Origin of the sequence: Aeromonas sp. ANP5 (assembly GCF_963870295.1) — a bacterium.
Classification (GTDB): Bacteria; Pseudomonadota; Gammaproteobacteria; order Enterobacterales; family Aeromonadaceae; genus Aeromonas; species Aeromonas veronii.
Map to the genome: position 1 here is coordinate 38,099 of NZ_CAWMRY010000027.1, position 23,342 is coordinate 61,440.

The 23,342-nt window shown below is 60.0% G+C and carries 19 protein-coding genes and 2 tRNA genes; 12 read left to right on the forward strand and 9 right to left on the reverse strand.

Annotated features, from left to right (window positions below):
- Positions 1-52: 52 nt before the first annotated feature.
- The 5 genes from AACT07_RS15295 to AACT07_RS15315 all read right to left on the reverse strand — a co-directional run bounded on the left by AACT07_RS15295 (position 53) and on the right by AACT07_RS15315 (position 3,055).
- On the reverse strand, positions 53-496 hold the full coding sequence (locus AACT07_RS15295; protein ID WP_069528668.1) for a DoxX family protein: 444 nt from the start codon (positions 494-496) through the stop codon (positions 53-55).
- Positions 493-1,245 carry an HvfC/BufC N-terminal domain-containing protein gene (locus AACT07_RS15300; protein WP_069528669.1) on the reverse strand — a complete coding sequence of 251 codons (753 nt, stop codon included), beginning with the start codon at positions 1,243-1,245 and terminating at the stop codon, positions 493-495. Before AACT07_RS15300 ends, AACT07_RS15295 begins: the two co-directional genes overlap by 4 nt.
- Complete coding sequence (bufB, locus tag AACT07_RS15305) at positions 1,238-2,083, reverse strand: MNIO family bufferin maturase (protein ID WP_069528702.1); 846 nt, start codon at positions 2,081-2,083, stop codon at positions 1,238-1,240. Before bufB ends, AACT07_RS15300 begins: the two co-directional genes overlap by 8 nt.
- 72 nt (positions 2,084-2,155) lie before the next feature.
- Positions 2,156-2,419 carry a BufA1 family periplasmic bufferin-type metallophore gene (locus tag AACT07_RS15310; protein ID WP_005334862.1) on the reverse strand — a complete coding sequence of 88 codons (264 nt, stop codon included), beginning with the start codon at positions 2,417-2,419 and terminating at the stop codon, positions 2,156-2,158.
- A 435-nt stretch (positions 2,420-2,854) separates the two neighbouring features.
- Positions 2,855-3,055 carry a YbfA family protein gene (locus tag AACT07_RS15315; protein WP_005334863.1) on the reverse strand — a complete coding sequence of 67 codons (201 nt, stop codon included), beginning with the start codon at positions 3,053-3,055 and terminating at the stop codon, positions 2,855-2,857.
- A 212-nt stretch (positions 3,056-3,267) separates the two neighbouring features.
- On the opposite strand from AACT07_RS15315, the gene AACT07_RS15320 reads away from it, so the two are divergent.
- On the forward strand, positions 3,268-3,561 hold the full coding sequence (locus AACT07_RS15320; RefSeq protein WP_005347702.1) for a hypothetical protein: 294 nt from the start codon (positions 3,268-3,270) through the stop codon (positions 3,559-3,561).
- Positions 3,562-3,609: 48 nt separating this feature from the next.
- Here the strand turns inward: AACT07_RS15320 and AACT07_RS15325 are convergent.
- Positions 3,610-3,683 (reverse strand) — tRNA-Cys (locus AACT07_RS15325).
- A gap of 57 nt (positions 3,684-3,740) precedes the next feature.
- Positions 3,741-3,816, reverse strand: a tRNA-Gly gene (locus tag AACT07_RS15330).
- 249 nt (positions 3,817-4,065) lie between these two features.
- Between AACT07_RS15330 and AACT07_RS15335 the strand changes: the two genes are divergently transcribed.
- The 11 genes from AACT07_RS15335 (at position 4,066) to AACT07_RS15385 (ending at position 20,388) form a co-directional block, all read left to right on the forward strand.
- Positions 4,066-7,503, forward strand: a complete 3,438-nt coding sequence (locus AACT07_RS15335; RefSeq protein ID WP_069528671.1) for an ATP-binding protein — start codon at positions 4,066-4,068, stop codon at positions 7,501-7,503.
- Between the two features lie 415 nt (positions 7,504-7,918).
- Positions 7,919-9,604: an ABC transporter substrate-binding protein gene (locus AACT07_RS15340; RefSeq protein WP_069528672.1), complete on the forward strand. Its 1,686-nt coding sequence runs from the start codon at positions 7,919-7,921 to the stop codon at positions 9,602-9,604.
- A gap of 118 nt (positions 9,605-9,722) precedes the next feature.
- Positions 9,723-10,706 (forward strand): ABC transporter permease, encoded by a 984-nt coding sequence (locus tag AACT07_RS15345; protein ID WP_069528675.1) that lies wholly within the window; start codon positions 9,723-9,725, stop codon positions 10,704-10,706.
- A 1-nt stretch (position 10,707) separates the two neighbouring features.
- On the forward strand, positions 10,708-11,628 hold the full coding sequence (locus AACT07_RS15350) for an ABC transporter permease (RefSeq protein ID WP_005353820.1): 921 nt from the start codon (positions 10,708-10,710) through the stop codon (positions 11,626-11,628).
- Entirely contained in the window at positions 11,625-12,644 is a 1,020-nt protein-coding gene (locus AACT07_RS15355) for an ABC transporter ATP-binding protein (protein WP_005334876.1), read from the forward strand. Before AACT07_RS15350 ends, AACT07_RS15355 begins: the two co-directional genes overlap by 4 nt.
- 11 nt (positions 12,645-12,655) lie before the next feature.
- Positions 12,656-13,648: an ABC transporter ATP-binding protein gene (locus AACT07_RS15360; protein ID WP_005362145.1), complete on the forward strand. Its 993-nt coding sequence runs from the start codon at positions 12,656-12,658 to the stop codon at positions 13,646-13,648.
- A 114-nt stretch (positions 13,649-13,762) separates the two neighbouring features.
- Complete coding sequence (locus AACT07_RS15365; RefSeq protein ID WP_069528677.1) at positions 13,763-15,484, forward strand: glycoside hydrolase family 9 protein; 1,722 nt, start codon at positions 13,763-13,765, stop codon at positions 15,482-15,484.
- A complete protein-coding gene (locus tag AACT07_RS15370) occupies positions 15,477-16,349 on the forward strand; it encodes a BadF/BadG/BcrA/BcrD ATPase family protein (RefSeq protein ID WP_005347722.1) in 873 nt (290 codons plus the stop codon). Before AACT07_RS15365 ends, AACT07_RS15370 begins: the two co-directional genes overlap by 8 nt.
- Positions 16,334-18,199, forward strand: coding sequence for a beta-N-acetylhexosaminidase (locus AACT07_RS15375; protein WP_069528679.1), 1,866 nt, complete (start codon positions 16,334-16,336; stop codon positions 18,197-18,199). Before AACT07_RS15370 ends, AACT07_RS15375 begins: the two co-directional genes overlap by 16 nt.
- Before the next feature lie 212 nt (positions 18,200-18,411).
- Positions 18,412-19,965 carry a methyl-accepting chemotaxis protein gene (locus AACT07_RS15380; RefSeq protein WP_069528680.1) on the forward strand — a complete coding sequence of 518 codons (1,554 nt, stop codon included), beginning with the start codon at positions 18,412-18,414 and terminating at the stop codon, positions 19,963-19,965.
- A gap of 66 nt (positions 19,966-20,031) precedes the next feature.
- Positions 20,032-20,388, forward strand: coding sequence for an MGMT family protein (locus AACT07_RS15385; protein WP_069528682.1), 357 nt, complete (start codon positions 20,032-20,034; stop codon positions 20,386-20,388).
- 16 nt (positions 20,389-20,404) lie between these two features.
- On the opposite strand, the gene AACT07_RS15390 is transcribed toward AACT07_RS15385, so the two are convergent.
- A complete protein-coding gene (locus AACT07_RS15390) occupies positions 20,405-20,569 on the reverse strand; it encodes a hypothetical protein (protein ID WP_005334891.1) in 165 nt (54 codons plus the stop codon).
- Positions 20,570-20,677: 108 nt separating this feature from the next.
- Complete coding sequence (gene topA / locus AACT07_RS15395; protein ID WP_005362158.1) at positions 20,678-23,299, reverse strand: type I DNA topoisomerase; 2,622 nt, start codon at positions 23,297-23,299, stop codon at positions 20,678-20,680.
- Between the last annotated feature and the right edge of the window lie 43 nt (positions 23,300-23,342).

Genomic DNA, 23,342 nt, shown 5'->3' on the forward strand with positions numbered 1-23,342 from the left:
TGACAAAGAGCGCCTTGTGGCGCTCTTTGTCATTGGGGAAATCACTGATAAATCAATGGTTGCGACGTGTCAGCCAGTGATCCAGACTCAGCACACCGCCGCCCCAGATGGTCAGGGTCAGCAGCATCCAGCCCCACAACTGGTGATCGTAAAAGCCGCCCGCCCAGAGGGTCGGATAGGAGATCACCGCCATGATATTGAAGCCAAACAGCAGCAAGGCGGCCGGGCGGGTAAAAAGCCCCATCAGCAGGAAAAGCGGCAGCAACAACTCGGTCGCCGTACCCAGATAAGCAGCCCACAACCAGGGCAGCAGGGGCACCTGATACTCGGATTCAAACAGATAGAGGGTGGAATCCCACGCCGTCAGCTTGAGCCAGCCTGAAGTGATAAAAACCGAGGCGACCCACAGCCGCGCCAGCAACAGCACACCAGCGCGGCTCCAGCGCGGCAAATCACCACTCGAGCTGGCCAGCGCCAGCCATTTGTTTGCCATCATGGCATCACCTCCATATCCACCAGCAGACCAAGGGTTATCAGGCGAGTGAGATGTTCACTGGCCGCAGGGTCGGCCGCCAGCAGATCGACCAGCGCCGTACCAGCGAGACAACCCTGTAGCAGCGCCCACTCACCCACCGTCAGGGGCAAGGGTGCAACCCGGCAATCCGGCTGTTTCTTCAATGCCAACCAGACGGGGGCATCAAGCACCTCCACCGCTTCACCACCGTGCAGCGCCATCTGCCACAGGGCCAGCACCGGATAATCGCTGGCAACCAGCAGCAGATCCGTGGCTGGCAAGAGTCGCAGCAGCTCCCATTGTTGCGGCGATAATGCGGCCAGACGCTCGGCTGGCCAGCAGCGGGATTCCAGCGGCAGCAGACTGGCACGCTCAAGCTGCCATTCGAACTGAGCCAGCTCCTCCAGCCAGGGCAGTCCGGTTGTAGTCGGCAAGCGGGCCAACCATTGGCCAAATCCAGCGCCATAGTGCATGACGCTCCCTTCCCTGAGCGGCTCGGCCAATACGAAGCCACGGGCCGCCGCTGCAAAAAAGTCATCCCCGACCATAGCCTTGACGGCGGGATAACTGCTCGCCAGCACCTCGCCAAGGCTCAGGATGAAGTGGTTGCGATAGACCTGCAGCACAGACTCGGCAGAAAAGAGCCGGGAGCTGATGTGAGGGGCAATGGCGTCAGGCGCCCCCAGCAGACCGTCAGCAAAGTGCTGTTGCAGTTGTGCCAGTTCAGCCATGGGCTACCTCCCGTGGCGCACTCATGCACGCCTCATCCAGAATGGCGCCTGCCTGCGCCGCCTCTGCCAGCAAGACCGGCAGCGGCGGGATCTCGAGGTCCCACTCAATCAGGGTGGGAATGGCCTGCTTGCGGCAGATCTGGCGATAGAGTTCCCAAACCGGCGCCACCACAGGGGCGCTGTGGGTATCGATATAGAGGGAGCCTTCCGGCAGCTGCTTCTCGGTATAACCGGCCAGATGGATCTCCCCGACGGTGGCGAAATCGATCGCCGCCAGATACTCATCGCAAGAGAAACCGTGATTGAAGGCACTGACATAGAGATTGTTGAGGTCGAGCAGGATGCCGCACTCGCTGCGCTGCTGCAGCTCGGCCAGAAATTCCCACTCGCTCATCTCCCCGGACAGTTGCAGATAGGAGGAGGGATTTTCAATCAACATGCGGCAACCCAGGGTCTGTTGTACCTGCTGGATCTTGTCGCTCATGTTGCGCAGGGAGGCTCGGGTATAGGGCACCGGCAGCAGATCGTTGAAGTAACGCCCACCAATGCTGCCCCAGCTGAGATGTTCGGAGATCCGTACCGGTTTGATCGCCGCGGCCAGTGTCGACAACTGCTGCAGATGGTGCGGATCGAGCGGGTCGGCAGAACCGAGGGACATGCCAACGCCGTGAAGACTGACGGGGTAGTGCTGCGCCAGTTCGGCGAGCACCTGAAAACCGTGACTGTGCCGTTCGAAGTAATTTTCACTATGCACCTCCAGCCAACCGACTGCCGGCAGGGTTTGCCGGATCTCGTCGTAATGGGGAGTGCGTAATCCGATACCAATCAAAGGGTTCATCGCAAGACTCGCTTTCGCCAACCAGAGAAGATGCAGGGGGCGACCCATTGGCCATCCCCTGCCCGATGTCTCTTACTTGGGTTGCAGCGAACCGCCGACCAGCTTCTCGCACAGCCCTTTGGGCATCACCACAAAGGCATCACCCTGAGCATCTTCCTTGGCAGTACCGGCGCAGGAGCTGCTCTTGGTCGCACAGTCATTCTTGCTGGCCTTGACCACGCCGTAGCACTTCTCCTTTTCATCGGCAGCCATGGCTGGCGCCGCAATAAATTGGGCGCCCAGCGCCAGCAGACCGGTCATGGCGGAGGCGATAGCAGTGCTTTTTTTAACATTCATGTTCATGTTCCTTTTGATGTCGTTGGATGTTGCTGATATCCCCGATTTGTCGCAACCGGGTACCTGCAATAGAACCGGCAAACGGGATATTCCCTTTCAAAAAAAACCAAAAAAGAGTTAAAAAACCCAAAGACAGACAATCAATTAATTGATTTTAAACAGCTATTTCATCATTGAAAATTTCTCGACGACCACCCATTAATGAACGAGAAAAGTGCCATATGGTGCTTTCATCCCGTTAATCTTCTTCACTGCGTCCATCAAAAGAGATGCGTCAGACATAAAAAAGCCCCGCCAACAGGCAGGGCTGGATGCAACTTTAAAGAAACAATAAATAAACAAGCGGAGTGGTGTTGGGAGCCAGGAGTTGCGGCAAGCAGATAAAAAAAAGAGACAGCTTTGGCTGTCTCTTTTTGCACATGGTGCGAATGGGGTTTAGTAGAAGATCCGCTCGCCACGCTCGCTCATTTTGAGCCAAACCGGTTTGGTGCTGGTTTTATTCCAGATCCGGTGCAGATAACTGTAGAAGCGGGCACGATCGCTGCGAAACAGCATCACGGGGAAAGCCAGAATGCCCACCAGCAATACATAAATGCGACGAAGAATAATCTGAGTCAGGGAAAAGGGATGAAACATGATGTAACTCCTTACTGGTAAGACCACTGAGCAAAGATTACCCCACTCCATGTAGGATTACTACATCACCAACGTATTTTTTTATAAAAAAATGGTGAAAAACGGGAAATACTGAAAACGGGTTACGTCATTAACTAACAGTTAACAAACTTGCGAAAATCGTGCGCTTTGCCACAGTTATCAGGGGAAAAACATGCAGTAGGGAGACACGCATGAAACTGCCGGAAGTGGCACTGCTGGTGCTGATGGTTGCCCTGACACGGGCACAACTGGAGGAGTGGCAACTGAATCGGGAAGATGCCATCGTGCTGGCCGAACGGGGCGTGCCCACCGTCAGCCTGTGGCAATGCGGCACACTGAAGCAACGGATTGCGGATCTCAACCAGCACAGTGCCGAGGTGCAGTTTCAATATCGGGGGCAAAACATGGCGGATGTGAGCCACTATCTCGAGCGCGAGTGGAAACAGGCTGGCTGCGAACAGTTACTGGTACAGCAAGGATACTGACCAAGGCTCAGACTCGAAGAGTGATGATTGAGATAAACAGAGGAAAGATGGAGGCACGTTCCGGAGTCGAACCGGACTAAACGGATTTGCAATCCGCTGCATAACCGCTTTGCTAACGCGCCATGCTGACAAGACTGATTGTCTTGAAAGTGAATTCCATCGTTGGTGCGATGGAAAATTGGAGCGGGAAACGAGACTCGAACTCGCGACCCCGACCTTGGCAAGGTCGTGCTCTACCAACTGAGCTATTCCCGCGTTACTGCTTTAGTGCCAGTTGCCTGACAACGAGGCGCATTATACGTACCACGAGCGCCAGCACAACCCCTTTTTCGCAATTTAAGCCCTGATGCAGACTGTTTGCTCAGGGTTTAAACGCCTTGCTGCATTTTTCTCCAGCCAGCTGTGACCCACCAAGCGAATTTGGGATAAAGTCGTTGAAATGATTACGCTTTCGTTCGAGACTTGAGCGGCTTAATAACCGGATTCTCAATTGAAAATCACAAGATGAAATGGATCTTCACGCTTCGTGGGCTCAGGCCGCAGTTAATGCTGGCTTTTTTCATGTTGGGCATGGTGCCCTTTTTGGTCATCACCCTCTTCTTCCTATACAGCCACGGCAAGGATCTCACCACCCAGACCTCCAACCATCTGGTCTCCGTCCGTAATATCAAGAAGAGTCAGCTCGAGGATTACTTCAACAACCTCAAAGAGCAGATCATCAACTTCTCCCAGCAGGATTTCGCCGGCAACAGTATCGGCCGTTTCTATGGCTTTACCGGCGCCTTCGAGAAGCTGGGCACCACACCGCAGGAGGCCCGCAGCCGTGCTCAGGCCCGCTATCTGCCCGGCTCCTGGGATCAACTGCGCAAACCAGACAGTCAGGTGGAGATCGAACCCTCCATCACGGCACTTATCCTCGCCGACGAGATGTATGGCCGGGTGCACCAACGCTTTCATCGCGGCTATGCCGACATGGTGCGCAAGTCCAACTACAGCGACATCTTTCTGGTGGACCTCAACGGTGATGTGGTCTATTCGGTCACCAAGCACCCTAACTTTGCCACCAATCTGCTCTCCGGACCTTATCAGGGCAGTGGCTTGGGCCAGACCTTTGCCAAGATCAAACGCCGCCTTGATGGCGGCCAGAAGCCGCAGCAGATCTTCGAATTCACCGATTTTGGCCGCAACGAGCTGACCGGGCAGGTGGTCGCCTACATGGCAGCCCCCGTGATGCAGTACGACTATGTGCGCGGGGTGGTGATTTTCGAGCTGCTGCCGGACAAGCTCAACCAGATCATGGCGGAGCGGGAGGGGCTGGGCGAGACCGGCGAGACCATCCTCATCGGCCCCGACAAGCGGATGCGCGCCGATGCCTGGCTGGCACCGGAGTTTAGCGTCGAGAACAGCTTCAGCCCCAACTTCCGGCCGCTGCAAACGCCCCTCATCACCAAGACTCTCTCCGGCGAGCAGGGGGTAGGGCTGTTCCACTCCTATCAGGATGACGAGGTGCTGGCCGCCTACACCCAAGTGAAGGTGTTCGATACCGAGTGGGCCTTTATCGCCGAGATCTCCACCCGGGAAGCCTATGCCCCGATCCGCCAGCTGGAAACTCTGGTGATTGTGCTGGGTGCCGGCTCGGTGCTGCTGCTGATCCTCTTCTCCCGCTGGCTATCCCACTCCATCACGGCGCCGCTGCGCTCTCTCACCGAAGCAGCCGAGCAGGTGGCCGACGGTGCGCTGGATCACCCCATCGCCATCGAGCGCACCGGCGATGATATCGACCGGCTGGCCGAGGCGTTTCGCCATATGCAGCGCTCGGTGAAGGACAAGATCGAACTCATCGAACAGCAGACCCAGGAGCTGCAACAGCAGGTCAAGCTGACCCACAAGCAGAACCTTAGCCTGCAGCAAGCGGACAAACTCAAGGATGAACTGCTGGCCAACACCTCCCACGAGCTGCGCACCCCCATTCACGGTATCAAGGGGATGGCCGAGTCGATGCTCGCCAGCCAGCAGGATTTGACCGAAGGGCAGCAAAAGCAGCTCGGGCTCATCATCAAGAGCGCCGACGGTCTGGCCCGTCTGGTGGACGATCTGCTGGACTACCACCAGATGCGCTACGGCCAGCTGGAGATCCACTCCCAGCCCGTCTCATCCAAGGGGGTTATCCGGCTGGTGCTGGATCTCTGCCAGCATCTGGTGCAGGCCAAACCCCTCACCCTGGTGGATATCAGCCCGGCCGAACTGCCGCCGGTGCTGGCCGACGAGCAGCGGCTCGAACAGGTGCTCTACAACCTGGTGGGTAACGCCATCAAGTACACGCCGCAGGGCAAGGTGGTGCTCAGTGCCATCGTCGAGAACAACTTCCTGCGCATCAAGGTCACGGATACTGGCATCGGCATCGGCCCCGACCATCTGGAACATATCTTCGAGCCGCTGGTGCAGATGAGCCCGGAGGTAAGCAAACAGGGGGCCGGCCTTGGCCTCTCCATCACCCGCCAGCTGGTGCACCTGATGGGGGGCGAGCTGTTTGTCGAGAGCGAGCCGAGCGTTGGCTCTACCTTCGCCTTTACCCTGCCCCTTGCCACCGGCAAAGCGGCCAATCTGACCCTCGACAGCCGCCAGATCGAGCATCAGCTGGTGCGCCAGCAACCGCTGATCCTGCCGGACTGGGAGAGCGACGATCTGCCCCCTCCCCCCGAGGATGCGCCGCTCATTCTGGTGGTGGATGACGAGCCCATCAACCTGCACATCCTGCGCCATCTGCTGCAGCCCTGCGGCTACCGCATCCTGCCCAGCAGTGACGGCCACGATGCGCTGGCCAAGCTGGCCGAGGAGCCGGTGGACCTCATCCTGCTCGATGTGATGATGCCGACCCTTTCAGGTTTTGACGTCTGCCGTCGCCTGCGCCAGCAGCACCCGAAAGATATGCTGCCGGTGCTGCTGCTCACCGCCCTCAACCAGCCCAAGGATATCGAGGAGGGCTTCGGGGCCGGTGCCAACGACTATCTGGTCAAACCCTTCTGCAAAGAAGAGCTGTTTGCCCGGGTCAAGGCACTGCTGGAGGCCAAGGCCGGACGCGCCTCGCTGGTAGAGAACCGGCTATTGAAGCAGGAGATCGAACATCGCCTCACCCTGCAGGAGCGACTGCATCAGGATCAGCAGCGGCTGCTGGCCCTGCTCGGCGAAGGGGCCGACCCCATGATCTTTATCGACGAGCAGGGCACAGTGCTGTTTGCCTCCCGGGTGCTGGCGCGCCTGCTGGGGCAGGAGCCGGAAGCCATGGAGGGGCAACCCCTCAATGAGTGGCTCGCCACCCCGCTGCAACAGCAGTGGCCCGACCTTGCCAGCGAGCGGGAACACAATCTGGAGTTTCTGGTGGCCGGACAAAAAGATGTGCTCAACGCCCGTGCCCTGCCCATCGCGCTCGGAGGACAGGCCGCTTTCGCCCTCACTCTGAGTACCGAGCTGCGTCAGGATGAGAACCGGGTAATGGCGCTGGAGAACGCCCTCAAGAACCTCTCGCGGCAAGCCATCATCGAAGATGAACAGCTGCTGGGCGAGCTGAGCCGCCTGGGTGGCGAGTTCCGTTCGCTGGCCGACGACCTCATTCGCCAGCAGGATGACGAGCCGCTGCGCCGTGCGCTGGTAGAGACCATGCAGCTCACCCTGGATGCCTGGCAGCAGGGGACCGGCAAGGGCAAAATCGTGCTGGCAGAGAAGAGCAAGCTGTGGCGGGTCTATATGGACAGATCCAGCCCGCAGACCCGCACCCTCGACAAATACCTGAGTCTGGACACCCTGCCCAAGTCGCCACGCTGGAAGACGGTCGTGGCCACCACCGAGTATGTGCTGGGCCACTGCCCGCTCAATGACCACCAGCGCCAGCAGTTGCAGCACAGCGCCCAGACCCTGCGTCAGCTCGCCAACCGCAAGCCATGACACGGCGCCCTAAACGGGCGCCGGATCACAATTGGCAATCTGGTTTCTTTTTATGCAAAACAAAGCCCCGCCCGACCCCGAAACCGAGAGCAGATCCAATTCACAAATTTGTCATATACGCCATTTACACAGCCACTTTTTACGCGAAAACAAATAACGCAAGGTTATGATTTTAAAAAGATAAAAATCGATTTTGACGAGATTGACGTAACACCGTCAATTTTTACGAAAACAACGAAATCAATAGTTGTTGTTTTCCTGTTAATTCTGGTTTGCTTAGGGCGTTGGAAAACAGAACGACAAAGGTTAGACACCTGACCAACACAGAGGGCCGATTTCATCAGCATGCGAAACCGGTGCTCACACAAAACAAGGCGAACCCTCGGGAATGCCAAAAAATAAGAAAGGAAAACATATGCTTGCCAAAGTATCCAAAATCTCTACCGCTGTAATGCTGGGAACCATGATGCTTGCCGGTGCCGCCGGTAACGCCATGGCCGCAGACAATAAAACCGTGCTGACCATGGTCGCACAGCAGGAAACCGCTTGGGTCAAGAACTTCAACCCCTTCCTGCAAGCGGGCTTGCTGCACACCACCCGTCACTTCATCTATGAACCGCTGGTGATCTTCAACGATATGCAAGGGGGCAAACCCGTCTATCGTCTGGCCACCAACTATGCGTTCAGCGATGACCTGAAATCCGTCACCTTCGATCTGCGTGACGGCGTGAAGTGGTCTGACGGCGAAGCCTTTGATGCCGATGACATCATCTTCTCCTTCAATCTGGTCAAGGCCAACAAGGCGCTGGATGAGCGCTCAATCTGGACCCAGATCAAGAGCGTCGAGAAGCTGGCCCCGAACAAGGTCAAATTTGACCTGACCGAGGTCAATACCAACGTGGTGAATGATCTGGTGCTGGTACCTATCGTGCCGGAGCATCAGTGGAAATCGGTGAAAGATCCGGTTGCCTTCACCAACGACAAGCCGGTTGGTACTGGCCCCTTCACCGAAGTGGACAACTTCTCCGCCCAGCTCTATACCCAGTGCCGCAACCCGCACTACTGGGATAACGCCAACCTCGCCATCGACTGTATCCGCATGCCGCAGATGGCCACCAACGATCAGGTGCTGGCTGCTGTCATGAAGGGTGACATCGACTGGTTCGGCTCCTTCGTGCCGGATATCGAGCGCCTCTACGTCGGCAACGATCCGAAGAACAACAAATACTGGTTCCCGGCCTCTGGTACCGTGGCGTTCAACGTCAACTTCCAGACCAAGAACCCGGGCAATAACGAAGCCTTCAACGACATCAACTTCCGCCGCGCCTTCTCCATGGCGATGGACCGCCAGTCCATGGTGGATATCGCAGGCTACGGCTACCCCACCGTCAACGAGTACCCGTCAGGTCTGGGCAAAGCCTTTGACTCCTGGAACAACCCGGAAGTGGACAAGAAGTACGGCAAGTACAACAAGTTCGATCTGGAAGGGGCCAAGGCCCTGCTGAAAGAGGCAGGCTACAAGGATTGTGACGGCGACAAGTTCCTCGACACCCCGAGCTGCAAAAAGATCGAGTTCAAGGTTCTGGTGCCGAACGGCTGGACCGACTGGGTCAACACAGTACAGATCGGTGTAGAAGGGCTGCAGGCATTGGGCCTGAACGCCAAGACCGCCACCCCGGAAGCGACCGTCTGGACCGAGAACCTGATCACTGGTGACTTCGACGTCGCCCTGCAGGGTTACTTTGCCGGTGCCAACCCGCACAAGTACTTCGAGACTGCGTTCCACTCCCGCAACATGGGTGACCGTGGCAACCGCTTCGCCGCGCCCCGTTACAAGGATCCCGAACTCGACAAGCTGATCGATGACTTCACCCAGACCGCCGATGCGGCCAAGCAGAAGGAGATCATGTTCGCTATCCAGGATCGTGTTGGTGCCAACCAGACCATCATTCCGGTCTTCAACAACCCGACCTGGTATGAGTACAGCACCAAGCGCTTCAACGGCTGGTTCAGTGCTGATAACCCGGTAGCCAAACCTCAGCTCCACCCGGACACCCCTGAGCGTCTGCTGCACGTGTTGTCCCTCAAGCCAAACAGCTAAACAATCCCGGCCCCCTGCGGGGGGCCATCTTCCCCGTTAATCCCCTTCTTGCCCGACTTTGCCGGGGTTGGGGTAGCTATACCCGACGCGGGGCAGACTTGCAGTAAAAGGTACTATCATGGGATTCATACTGAGACGCTTTTCCTTCTATCTGGTTGCCTTTCTGGTAGCCGCCACCATCAACTTCCTGTTACCCCGTGCCATGCCAGGGGATCCTGTCTCCGTGATGTTTGGCCGTGCTGGCGCCATGATGGAACCCGCCGCCCTGGAAGCCCTCAAAGCCACCTTCGGCTTCGTCGACGGCCCCATCGGCACCCAGTTTCTCACCTATGTGAAGAGTGTCTTCACCTGGGATCTCGGCACCTCGGTGCGCTTCTACCCGCAGCAGGTCTCTGACGTGCTGGGCCGTGCCATCGGCTGGACCCTGTTTCTGGTCGGCACCTCCACCATCCTGAGCTTCTCCATCGGTTCCATCGTCGGCATCTTCGCCGCCTGGTATCGCGGCGGCCGGATGGACAGCATTCTCTCCCCGCTCACCCTGGTGATGCAGGCCATTCCGCCGGTGGTGGTCTCCCTGCTCGCCCTGTTCCTGTTCGGGGTCAGCCTCGAATGGCTGCCCATCGGCTACGCCTACAGCCCGGAGATCAAGGCTGACTGGGGCTGGGAGCACATCAAGAGCATCATGACCCACGCCATCATGCCGGTGCTGACTCTGGCCGTGGTACAGGTGGGGGGCTTTCTTATCACCATGCGCAACAACATGATCAACCTGCTGGGCGAGGATTACATCACCATGGCCAAGGCCAAGGGGCTCTCCAGCAACCGGGTGATCTTCAACTACGGCGCCCGCAACGCCATTCTGCCCAGCGTCACCGCCCTCTCCATGGCGCTCGGCTTCGTCATCGGTGGCTCCCTCATCACCGAAGTGATCTTCAACTATCCCGGCCTGGGCCTGACCCTCTATCAGGGCATTCTGGCCCGCGACTACCCGCTCATTCAGGGGCAGCTGCTCATCATGACCATCACCATGCTCAGCTTCAACTTCCTGGCCGATGTGCTCTACGTCTTCCTGGATCCCCGTCTGCGTACAGGAGGCAAATAAGATGCGTATGCCCACAATCCTCAAAATCCTGCTGGGCAACAAGAAGGCTGCCTGTGGCCTCGCCATCGTGGTTGCCTTCGTACTGATGGCCCTCTTTGCCCCCATTCTGGCCAGCAACGAGCCGACCAAACGGGTGGCTCGCCCGCACCAGCCGCCCAGTGCCGAGTTCGTGATGGGTTCAACCCGCATGGGCCACGATATCTGGGCCCAGTTCACCAACGGTGCCCGTATCTCGCTGCTGGTGGGCTTCAGCGCAGGCCTGCTGGTCTGCACCCTGGCCGTCGCCATCGGCATCACCGCCGGTTACTTCGGCGGTCTGGTGGATGAGTGCCTCACCTTCCTGATGAACGTGGTGCTGGTGATCCCCAACCTCCCCTTGCTACTGGTGCTGGCGAGCTTTATCGGGGAGGCGTCACCGGCGGTGATTGCCGTGATAATAGGGTTGACCTCGTGGGCCTATGGCGCGCGGGTCATCCGTGCCCAGACCCTGGCCCTGCGCGAGAAAGAGTTCGTCATCGCCGCCGAAGTACTGGGCGAGCCGGCCTGGCGCATCATTCTGGTAGAGATCCTGCCCAACCTCATCTCCATCATCGGGGTGAGCTTCATCGGCTCCATCATCTACGCCATCGTCACCGAAGCGACCCTGGAGTTCCTGGGGCTTGGCGACCCGACCGTGGTGAGCTGGGGCATCATGCTCTACAACGCCCAGACCTCCAGTGCCATTCTGGTCGGCGCCTGGTGGGAGATCCTGGCCCCCTGCTTCGCCATCGCCACCCTGGGTGCCGGTCTGGCCCTGCTCAACTTCGCCATCGACGAGATTGCCAACCCGCAGTTGCGCTCCCACAAAGGGTTGAGCCGCTGGAAGAAACTTGCAACACCGGTCGCAACACCACTCTCTGCCGCACAGGAGAAGACAGCATGAACAAGCATCCCCTGCTGTCAGTACGCAATCTTTGCGTCGACTACATCACCGAAAATGGCGACGTGCGCGCCGTCAACTCGGTGAGCTTCGATATCAGACAAGGCGAGATCTTCGGTCTCGCCGGTGAGTCGGGCTGCGGCAAATCCACCGTCGCCTTCTCGGTGGCCCGGCTGCACAAGCCGCCCGCCTACATCAGCGGTGGCGAGATCCTGTTCAAGGGGGAGAACATCCTCCATTACAACGACGAGCGGCTGCGCTCCTATCGCTGGCAACAGGTGTCGGTGGTGTTCCAGTCCGCCATGAACGCCCTGAACCCTGTGCTGCGGATGGAGGAGCAGTTCTGCGACGTACTGCTGGCCCACAACCCCGGCATGACCCGTTACGAGGCGATCAAGCGCGCCCAGGAGCTGCTCACCATCGTCGATATCCACCCGAGCCGGCTCAAGGATTACCCGCACCAGTTTTCCGGCGGCATGCGCCAGCGGCTGGTGATCGCCATCGCCATGGCGCTCAACCCCGAGCTCCTGATCATGGATGAACCGACCACGGCACTCGATGTGGTGGTGCAGCGGGAGATCCTGCAGAAGGTCTATGCCCTGAAAGAGAAGTTCAACTTCTCCATTCTGTTCATCACCCACGACCTCTCCCTGATGGTGGAGTTCTGCGATCGCATCGGCATCATGTATGCCGGTGAACTGGTGGAGGTCGCTCCCTCCAAGGCGATCCTGACCGCGCCGCTGCACCCCTATACCAGAGGGCTGGGCAACTCCTTCCCGCCCCTACACGGGCCGAAGAAGGTACTGGAGGGGATCCCGGGCACCCCGCTCAACCTGCTGGAGGTGCCGGTCGGCTGCCGCTTTCAGGCCCGCTGCGGCAAGGTGCACGATCGCTGCCGTCAGGAGTACACCAGATTGGCCGAGATCCGCCCCGGGCAACAGACCGCCTGCCACCTCTATGAGGAGCAGGGACTGCAACAAGATTCCGTGATCTATCTGGACAAGGCCGCTGGCTGTTAAGGATGTCTGTCATGCAAATCGCCAAAACCGATGCACCCATCATCGAAGTCCAGCACCTCTACAAGGACTTCCCCATCAACTCCAATGCCATCAAGAGTGGCAAGATGCGGGCACTGTCCGACATCACCTTCAACCTGCACCGGGGCCGCGCCCTGGCGGTGGTCGGTGAGTCGGGCTCCGGCAAGAGCACCATCGCCAAGATCATCGCCAAGATGTACAAGCTCAGTGCCGGGCGCATTCTCTATCGCGGCCACGATCTGGAGGAGTTCAACAAGGGCACCGCCCTGCTGGACTATCGCCAGAGCGTGCAGATGGTGTGGCAAGATCCGTTCGGTTCATTGAACCCGACCCACACCATCTATCACCACATCGCCCGCCCCCTGCTGCTGCACAGCAAGGTGATCGACAAGAAAGATCTGCCCGACATGGTCTACGCCCTGCTGGAGAAGGTGGGGCTCACCCCCGCCAAAGCGACGGCGGCCAAGTATCCGCACCAGCTCTCCGGCGGCCAGCGCCAGCGGGTCAACATCGCCCGCAATCTGGCGGTGGAGGCGGAAGTGGTGCTGGCGGACGAACCCACCTCCATGCTCGACGTCTCCATTCGCATCGGCATCCTCAACCTGATGGAGCAGATGAAGAATGAGCTCGGCGTCTCCATGCTCTACATCACCCACGACATCGCCACCGCCCGCTATGTGGCGGAAGATCTGGCGGTGATGTATGTGGGGCACATGGTGGAGTGGGGCGAGGTGGATGAGATCCTGCACCACCCGCAGCACCCCTACACCCAGCTGCTCATCTCGGCGGTGCCCGACCCCGAGAAGAGTATCCACGCCGAGTTGGAAGGGGGCCGCAAGGGGGAGATCCCGCTCTGGACGCCGGAGTCCTGCGGTTGCCCCTTTGCCGGACGCTGCAATCAAGCGATGCCCCGCTGCAAGGAGGCGCTGCCACCCATCACCAAGCTTGCCGACAACCACTTCGTGCGTTGCTACCTCTACGAGTGAAGGTGAGCCTTAGACCGGCCGGACAACCCTGTCCGGCCATGCCTCGATACGGGGCGGCCACAGCCCCGTGATGTGCCTCACCGCCCGGCGGTGAACCACAGGAGTAATACCTTGATGGAACTCTTGATCAATCAGGTGGGCTACGAGTGCGACGGACATAAGGTCGCCCTGTTGCAAACCTCCCCCGCCCCTGATCTCGGCGGCTATGTCAGGCTGCAACGCCTCGATGATGGCCAGATCCTGTTTGAAACCCCGCTGCAACCGGCCGGCAGCGTTCCCGGCTGGCAGGGCCGCGCTTACTGGCGTGCCGACTTCTCCGCCTTCAAGGAGCCCGGCCACTATCGGCTGGAGGCGATCACTGCCCAAGGCATAGTCCGCTCGACCCGCTTTGCCATCGGCCAGGATCTGCTGGCCAGCCACTGCCTCTCCGATGTCATTCACTACTTCAAGGGCCAGCGCGCCAGCGGCACCTTCGATCGGGCCGACCGCAGCGCCCGCCTGTTTGGCACCGACCAGCACAAAGATGTGCACGGCGGCTGGTTCGATGCCAGCGGCGACATGAGCAAGTACCTGAGCCACCTCTCCTACGCCAACTACCTCAACCCCCAGCAGACCCCCATGGTGGTGTGGGCTCTGCTCAAGTGCCGGGAACTGCTGGCCCCGCGCCGCGATATCGACGGGGTGAACCTCTGCAAGCGGCTCAATGACGAGGCGCTGCACGGCGCCGATTTCCTCTGCCGGATGCAGGATGAGTCGGGCTTCTTCTACATGACCCTGTTCGATAAGTGGAGCAAGGATCCCGCCCAGCGCGAGCTGTGCGCCTATGCCACCCAGCAGGGGCTCAAGTCTGCCAACTGGCAGGCGGGGTTCCGCCAAGGGGGCGGCATGGCCATCGCCGCGCTGGCCCGCGCCGCCCGCGAGAGCGTTAGCGGCGACTTCGATGCCAGCCGCTACGCCGAGGCAGCCAAACGCGGCTACCTGCATCTGCGTGAACACAACCTCTCCTATCTGGATGACGGGATCGAGAACATCATCGACGACTACTGCGCCCTGCTAGCAGCGGTGGAGCTGACCCGCACCTTCGGCAACGAGTGGCTGAATGAAGCGAGAGTCCGTGCCAGCAAGCTCTGTGCCCGCCAGCGCCCTCATCCTGAGCTGGGTCACTACTGGTCGGCTAACGAGGATGGCTCGCGCCCCTACTATCACGCCGCCGAGGCGGGCCTGCCGGTGCTGGCACTGCTGGAATATCTGGGCGTAGAGCCGGATCAGGATTACAAGGCCAGGGTACAAACCGTGGTGGAGCAGGCGCTGGCCGCCGAGCTGGCGCTCTGTGCCCGCGCGGGCAACCCCTTCTCCCTCGCCCGCCAATATGTGAAAGGGGTGGATGAAGCGCCGCGCGTCAGCTTCTTTATGCCCCATCACAACGAGTCCGGTTACTGGTGGCAGGGGGAGAATGCCCGCCTCGCCTCGCTGGCGACCATGGCCTTTGCTGGCGCCCGCCACTTCCCCCACCAGAGCCAGCCGCTCATCACTTACGGTCAGCGCCAACTCGACTGGATCCTCGGGCAAAACCCCTTCAACGCCTGCATGCTGGCGGGCCACGGCATCAACAACCCCGCCTATACTGCCGGTTATCCCAATGCGCAGGGGGGTATCTGCAACGGCATCACCTCAGGGTTTGATGACGAAAATGAGGTGGCCTTTATTCCGGAGGAGTACAAGGATCGGCTGGATCAGAACTGGCGCTGGGGCGAGCAGTGGATCCCCCACGCAGCCTGGTTTGCCCTTGCAATCACCTGGCTGAATGCGCAGGGAAATGGAGGTCACCATGATTGAGTTCTGGGTCGGTGTCGATGGCGGGGGCACCCACACCCGCGCCCGCATTCGGGATCGGGCGGGCAAGCTGCTCGGCGAGGGGCGCGCGGCCGGCTCCAATCTGGAGCTGGGCATCCCCCATGCCCACGCCAATGTGCTGGCCGCCATCGCCAGCGCCCGCCTTGCCGCCGGGATCGCTATAGAGAGTGAACAGCAGATGGGGGTCGGACTGGCGCTCGCCTCCGCCGAGCTGGCCGACTGCTATCACGCCCTGCTCGAGATGCCCTTCCCCTTTGCCAGCGTCAGGCTCACCTCCGATGCCTTCGGTGCCTGCCTCGGCGCCTTTGGCGGCCGTGAGGGGGCCATTCTGATCGCCGGTACCGGCTCGGTGGGGCTGGTCTATCAGGAGGGGCAGATCCGCACCTGCTCCGGCCGCGGCTTCCCCATTTCAGACATAGGCAGCGGCGCCTGGCTGGGGCTGCGCGCCATCCAGCAATCCCTGCTCTGCCACGACGGCATTCTGCCCCCCAGCACCCTCGCCATCCGCTTGATGGATCGCTTCAAGCGGGATCAGGCCGAGGTGGTACGCTGGGCCGCCCGCGCCATTCCGGCGGACTATGGCCACTTTGCCCCCTGGGTATTCGATGCCGCCAGCGATGGCGACGAGCTCGCCAATCAGCTGCTGGACGAAACCTGCGAACAGCTGCGGATCCTGCTGGAGGGGATGACCCAGCTGGGTGCCAGACAAATCGCCCTGCTGGGGGGGATTGGCACCCGCCTCGCTCCCCGTCTCGGCCAGCTCAACCTGATCCCCCCCCAGGCAGATGCGCTCGATGGCGCCATCCTGTTTGCCCAATCAGAGGATTTTCCATGTTTACACCCCTGATCCACACCCAGGTCGCCCGACGTGACGGCGAGGATGTCTGGTTCACTTTCACCCTCTCCCGCATGCCGGATACCAAGTGGAAGCTGCACTTCTGTCTGGCTCGCCACATCGACCCCGACTCCTTGCAAGGGGGTGAGCTGGAGCGCCAGAGCGGCAGCTACAAGGTGATTGTCCCAAAAACAGGCAGCTGCGAGCTGCGCTTTTGCTGCCGCCAGACCCCCATCAAGAAGCTCTCCGACATGCCGCAGGGCTTTTTCCTCAGCTTGCCGGAGGCGACCACGGGTGCCCAGCTGCTGCCGGTGACGCTGGCAGCGCAGGATCTCGGACTGGATAACCCGCCGGTAGCCCGCCCCGACCTGCCGGATGTCGAGCCCCTGCCCGGTATAGTGCCGCAACCGGCCCATCTGGTACTGCTGGAGGGGAACTTCCGGCTGGCCGAGCGGGCTCATGTCAGCGCCCCCCGCGATGTGCCGAAATTGCTGGCTCACTTCAACGAACTCACATCGCTGGCGCTGGAGCAGGATCACGACGCAGAAATCCGGCTGACCGAGGCCAAACTGGCCCCCGAAGCCTACCAACTGACCATCACGCCGCAGGAGGTGGTAATTGCCGCCGCCGACGAAACGGGCTGGCGTCATGGGCTGGTGACGCTAGCCCAGTGGTATCTGCAACATGGGGAGAGCCTGCCCTGCATCACGCTGGAGGATGCCCCGCGCTTTGGCTTTCGCGGCATTTTTCTCGACTGCGCCCGCCACTTCCACACCCCGGCCACCATCAAGCGCCTGCTCAAGCTGATGAGCCTCTACAAGTTCAACCGCTTCCACTGGCACCTGACCGATGACGAGGGGTGGCGGCTCGAGATCAAGGCCTTCCCAGCATTGACCGACGTGGGTGCCTGGCGCGGCCACGATCTGGCGATCGCCCCCCAGCTCAGCGGCGGTGCCGAACCCTATGGCGGCTACTACACCCAGAGCGAGGTGAAGGAGCTGGTGAGCTATGCCAGTGAGCTCGGCATCACCGTCATTCCCGAGATCGACATTCCGGGCCACTGCCACGCCGCCATCAAGGCGCTGCCCGAGTTGCTGATCGAAACGGCGGATCACTCCCGCTACCGCTCGGTTCAGCATTTCGATGACAACGTGCTCAACCCCGCCCTGCCCGGCACCTACCGCTTTCTGGAGGCGGTGCTGGACGAGGTATGCGAGCTCTTTCCCGGCCCGCAGATCCACATGGGGGGTGACGAGGTGCCGACCGGGGTCTGGACCGACAGCCCCGCATGCCAACTGCTGATGACCGAGCAGGGCTACGCCGACTGCCGCGAGCTGCAGGGCCATCTGCTGCGCCACTGCCAGCGCTATCTGGCCGCCAGAGGCAAACAGATGATTGGCTGGGAGGAGATCCTGCATGGCGACAAGGTGAGCCGCAAAGCGGCCATCTGTGCCTGGACCAGCTTTCAGGCGGGGCTGGATGCTGCCGCGGCCGGTTATCCGGTGGTGATGGCACCCGCCCAGTTCCTCTATCTCGATCTCGCCTGGAGCGCCGATATTCATGAACCCGGCCTCTACTGGGCGGGTACCCTCAATCTGGAGCAGATCTACTCGTGTGACCCTGCCCCAGCCGATTTCCATGCCAACGATAACATCCTCGGGGTGCTGAGCCCCTTGTGGTCAGAATTGATCACCAGCCGTGATCGTCTCGACTACATGTTGTTCCCGCGTATGCTGGCCACGGCCGAGGTGGCCTGGAGCGATACCGCCCACAAGGGCTGGGAGCACTTCGCCGCCCGCCTGTCGGGTCAGCTGCAGATCCTCGATCAGTTGCAGGTGCGCTACCGGATGCCACAGAGGTAATGTTGTCTCTACTTTGGCGGCCAATCGGCCGCCTTTTTTACGATTAGCCAACAAAACATCAACTTCCCCCTACCATTCATCCGCCATTATTGGCAAAATCCAGCCCCCAATGAAGCTGGTCTGCCTCCTGCTGGCGCGAGCCTGCGGCCACCTCCAGATCTGCCACAATAACAACGACAACATTATCAACAAGAACATCGGAGCGTATTCCTATGGCCCGCAGAGATGTCCATACCCTGGATAGCGAAGTGGAGTTTCCTGCCGACGTACAACTGGTCTCCACCACTGACCTGCGTGGGGTGATCACTTATGCCAATCCGGCTTTTTGCACCATCGCCGGCTATAGCGCCGACGAGCTGGTCGGTCACAACCACAATCTGGTACGCCACCCCGACATGCCTAAGGCCGCCTTCGCCGATCTCTGGGCCCGCCTCAAGGAGGGCAAACCCTGGCGCGGCATCGTCAAAAATCGCTGCAAGGATGGTCGTTACTACTGGGTAGATGCCTACGTCACCCCCATCTACGAAGGCAACAGGATCAGCGGCTACCAGTCGGTACGCTGCAAGCCCGAGCCCCAATTCAAGCGCATCGCCGCTCAGACCTACCAAGCCCTGCTCAAGGCCGAGCGCGGCAACAGCAACAACCTTCCCTCTCTTGCCAGAGTGCGCACCCCGGCCATTACCCTGCTGCTGCTCGGCATGATGGGCTGGGCCTTCGCCAGCCAAGGGGCTGTGACCGTCCTGCTGATGCTGCTGCCCCTGTTGCTTCTTGGCGGAGCCTACTGGCGCGAGCTCTTTGCCCTGCCCCACTATCTGCAGCAACTGGGCCGTGAATATGACAGTCTGACCCGGCTGGTCTACTCCGGTGACAACCCCGGCGCCATTGCCGATTTTCATATCAAGATGCTTCAAGCCCGCATCCGAACCGTATTGGGACGGATCAACGATGCCACGGCACCTCTGCAAACCCTGGCCATCAATCTGAAGCAGGCCTCTCATCAGGCCTGTCTCGATATCAACGAGCAAGATGCCCAGACCCAGCAGATGGCTACAGCTATGACTCAAATGGCCAACACAGCTCACGAGATCGCCCGCAACATTCAGGACTCCAACGGTCAGGTCAACGAAGCTCGCAATCGTTGTAAACAAACCAACCAGCAGTTGAACCAGACCGAGCAACAGATCGAACAGCTCGCCAAACAGGCAGAGCTGGCGTTCAACTCGGCGGTAGAGCTCGCCAGCGAATCCGAACGGATTGGCAGTGTCATGGGCGAGATCCAGGGCATCGCCGAGCAGACTAACCTGCTGGCCCTCAACGCAGCCATCGAAGCCGCTCGCGCCGGGGAGCAGGGCCGTGGTTTTGCGGTGGTGGCCGACGAGGTGCGTACCCTGTCGACCCGCACCCACAAGGCGACCGAGCAGATCCAGGGCAGCATCAAGCAGATCCAGCACACGCTGGGACGTTGGAAGGGGATGATGCAGGAGAACCTGCAGCAGACCCGCGCATGTGCCGAGATGACCCGCCAGGGCGCCAGCAGCCTCCATACCGTGCTGACAGAGATAGAGCTGGTCACCGAACACTCCACCCAGATCGCCACCGCTGCAGAGCAACAACAAGCTGTAGTGGAGGAGATCAGCCGCAGCATCCACCAGATCTCCGAGTACTCCCACGCCAACAGTCAGAAGATGCTGGATGTCGATCACTCAAGTCAGGCTCTGCTGGAACGGGCCAAGCAACTGAAGGGGCTTAGCCAGACCTTCGGCTGAATCATTGCCAGCCCCATGACAGAAGCGCCACAATGGCGCTTCTGTTGTTTTTGACGAATCGGGTTTATGAGCATTGAATCAAGTCCTGTCCCATTGAACAAAACTGCCCGTATCGAAGCGATCATCGCCTTGATCCCGGCAGGCCGGGTGGTCAGTTACGGTCAGGTGGCCGATCTGGCCGGGCTGCCCGGACGGGCAAGACTGGTGGGCAAGGTGCTGCGGGAAACCGACAAGGTACTGCCGTGGCATCGGGTGCTGGGCGCAGCGGGCACTATCTCGTTACCGAAAGGATCGCCAGGCTTTGCCGAACAGACGGGACGCCTGCAGCAGGAGGGGGTCGTGGTGATCGGTGGGCGGGTCAGAATGAAGGAGTGGCAATGGCAGCCCGATCTGGCCGAGCTGCTTTTTCTACTGCCGTTTTGAGGGGATCACAGCCGGTTCACTCCAGCGGCGCCAGGATCTCGTCGCTGCGCACCTGCACCGGTATGGTCTCGTCCGCGCGCTGCAGCAGCACCAGCAAGCTCTGCCGGTCAACCTCCAGCACATAGGCCGCCCCTTCCCGGGTCATGCAGCTCATGCCCGGCCGGATCTCGTTAATCTCCATCTCAACCTCCTTGTCTACTTCGCGATTGACGACAGCTGCACTCCTTGCAGCTGTCTCAGTATACCGCTATCCATAAGCAAAGAGGCCCCTTGTCGGGGCCTCTTTTCATCAGGCTTTTTTAGCCTTTGGCAAACTCTCTTGCCAGGTACCGTTGTCGTAATGAGCGGTCCAACCGGTCGCCTTGCCGTTGACCTCGCTCATCACGTACTGCTCCTTGGTCTTGCGACTGAAGCGCACGATAGCGGGGTTGCCGTCCGGATCAGTGAGCGGGGCACCGGCCAGATACTTGTGCTTGGCGGAGATGCGATCCTTGAAGCGCTTGAGCTCTTCCACCAGCGGCGCGCGGGTCTCGCGGGATTTGGGGAAGTTGCTGGCCGCCAGGAACAGACCGGCAGCACCGTCACGCAGCACGAAGTGGGCATCGGACTGGGTGCACTTGAGCTCCGGCAGCGGCACAGGATCCTCCTTCGGCGGCGCGATGTCGCCGTTTTTCAGGATCTTGCGGGTATTCTTGCAAGTCTCGTTGGTGCAGCCCATGTACTTGCCGAAACGGCCGTTCTTGAGCTGCATCTCGGCTCCGCAACGGTCGCACTCGATGCTCGGCCCTTCGTAGCCCTTGAGCTTGAACTGGCCCTTCTCGATTTCGTAGCCATCGCAATCCGGGTTGCGACCACAGACGTGCAGCTTGCGGCTGTCGTCGATGATATAGGCATCCATCGCAGTGCCACAGACGCCGCAGCGGTGCTTGGCGCGCAGCGCTTCGGTTTCCGCCTCTTCGCCGTCAGTGGCGGAGACAAACTCGTCGGCAGAGACCAGGTTGATGGTCTTCTTGCAGCGCTCTTTCGGCGGCAAAGCATAGCCGGAGCAACCAAGGAACACGCCGGTGGTGGCGGTACGAATGCCCATCTTGCGGCCGCAATCCGGGCAGTCGATGTCGGTCATCACCATCTGGTTGGCACGCATGCCGCCCTCTTCGGGCGCCTTGTCGGCCTTCTCCAGCTCCTGGGTAAACTCGGCGTAGAAGGCGTCCAGCACCTTCTTCCACTCAAGGCTCCCTTCGGCGATGCCATCGAGCTTGTCTTCCATCTTGGCGGTGAACTCGTAGTTCATCAGCTCAACGAAGTTCTCCACCAGACGATCGGTGACAATCTCGCCCATCTTCTCGGCGAAGAAACGGCGGCTCTCGACCCGTACATAACCGCGATCAACGATGGTGGAGATGATGGAGGCGTAGGTTGACGGACGACCGATGCCGCGTTTTTCCAGCTCGCGCACCAGCGCAGCTTCAGTGAAACGGGCAGGCGGCTTGGTGAAGTGCTGGCGCGGATCCAGCTTGACCAGTTTCAGCACCTCGCCAACGGTCACCGCCGGCAGCTGACTATCTTCGCCCTTGCGACCCATCGGCGGCAGCGCCTTGGTCCAACCGGCGAAGCGCAGGGTACGACCACGGGCCTTGAGCTCGAACTCACCCGCCTTGACAGTCAGGGTGGAGGAATCGTACTGAGCCGGGGTCATCTGGCAGGCAACGAACTGACGCCAGATGAGGTCGTACAGACGCATGGCATCCGGCTCCATCCCTTCCAGCATCTCGGCAGTCACCTGTACGTTGGAGGGACGGATCGCCTCGTGCGCTTCCTGAGCATTGGCCTTGGCGCCATAAAGATTCGGCTCGGCTGGCAGATAGGCCGCGCCATACTGCTCGCCGATATATTCACGCACCGCCTCAACCGCCTCTTTGCTGAGGTTGGTGGAGTCGGTACGCATATAGGTGATGTAACCCGCTTCATAGAGACGCTGGGCCATCATCATGGTTTTCTTGACCCCGAAGCTCAGACGGGTAGAGGCCGCCTGCTGCAGGGTGGAGGTGATAAACGGCGCGGACGGTTTGGAGCCGGTCGGCTTGTCTTCCCGGTTCACCACCTTGTAGTCGACCCCTTCTAGGGCTGCGACAGCGGCAAAGGTCTCGGCCTGGGTCACCGGCTTGAAGTCGGCCCCGTTGCGGCTGACCACTTCCATCCGCAGATCGCTCTTGTCGGCGGTCAGCAGGTCGGCATTGAGATCCCAGAACTCGACCGGAACGAACGCCTTGATTTCGCGCTCTTTATCGACGATGAGACGCACCGCAACGGACTGTACCCGACCGGCGGAGAGACCGCGGGCCAGTTTCTTCCACAGCAGCGGGGAGACCATGTAACCCACCACGCGGTCGAGGAAACGACGGGCCTGCTGGGCATTGACGCGGTCAATATTGAGTTCGGACGGCTGGGCAAACGCCTCCTTGATGGCGCTCTTGGTGATTTCGTTAAACACCACGCGCTTGTAGCGGCTGTCGTCGCCACCGATGATCTCGCGCAGGTGCCAGGCGATCGCCTCTCCTTCTCTATCCAAGTCGGTTGCGAGATAGATGGTGTCGGCTTTCTCGGCCAGACTTTGCAACTCGCTGACCACCTTCTCCTTGCCGGGCAAAATCTGGTAGTTGGCCTGCCAGCCAGCGGTCGGATTGATACCCATCCGGGCAAACAGGGCCTTGCGATCCTTGGCAGCCTTCTCGGATTCGCTCAACTTGATGCCGCGAATGACAGGTTTCTTGGGCTCGGTGCTGGCGCTGCCGCTGGTGGGCAGATCGCGAACATGACCAACGCTGGATTTCACCACGTAGTCCTTGCCCAGATATTTGTTGATCGTCTTGGCCTTGGCCGGAGACTCCACTATGACCAGTGATTTGCCCATGCTGTAACTATTATCCTCATTGCACCCGACGGGGTTGGTGTGC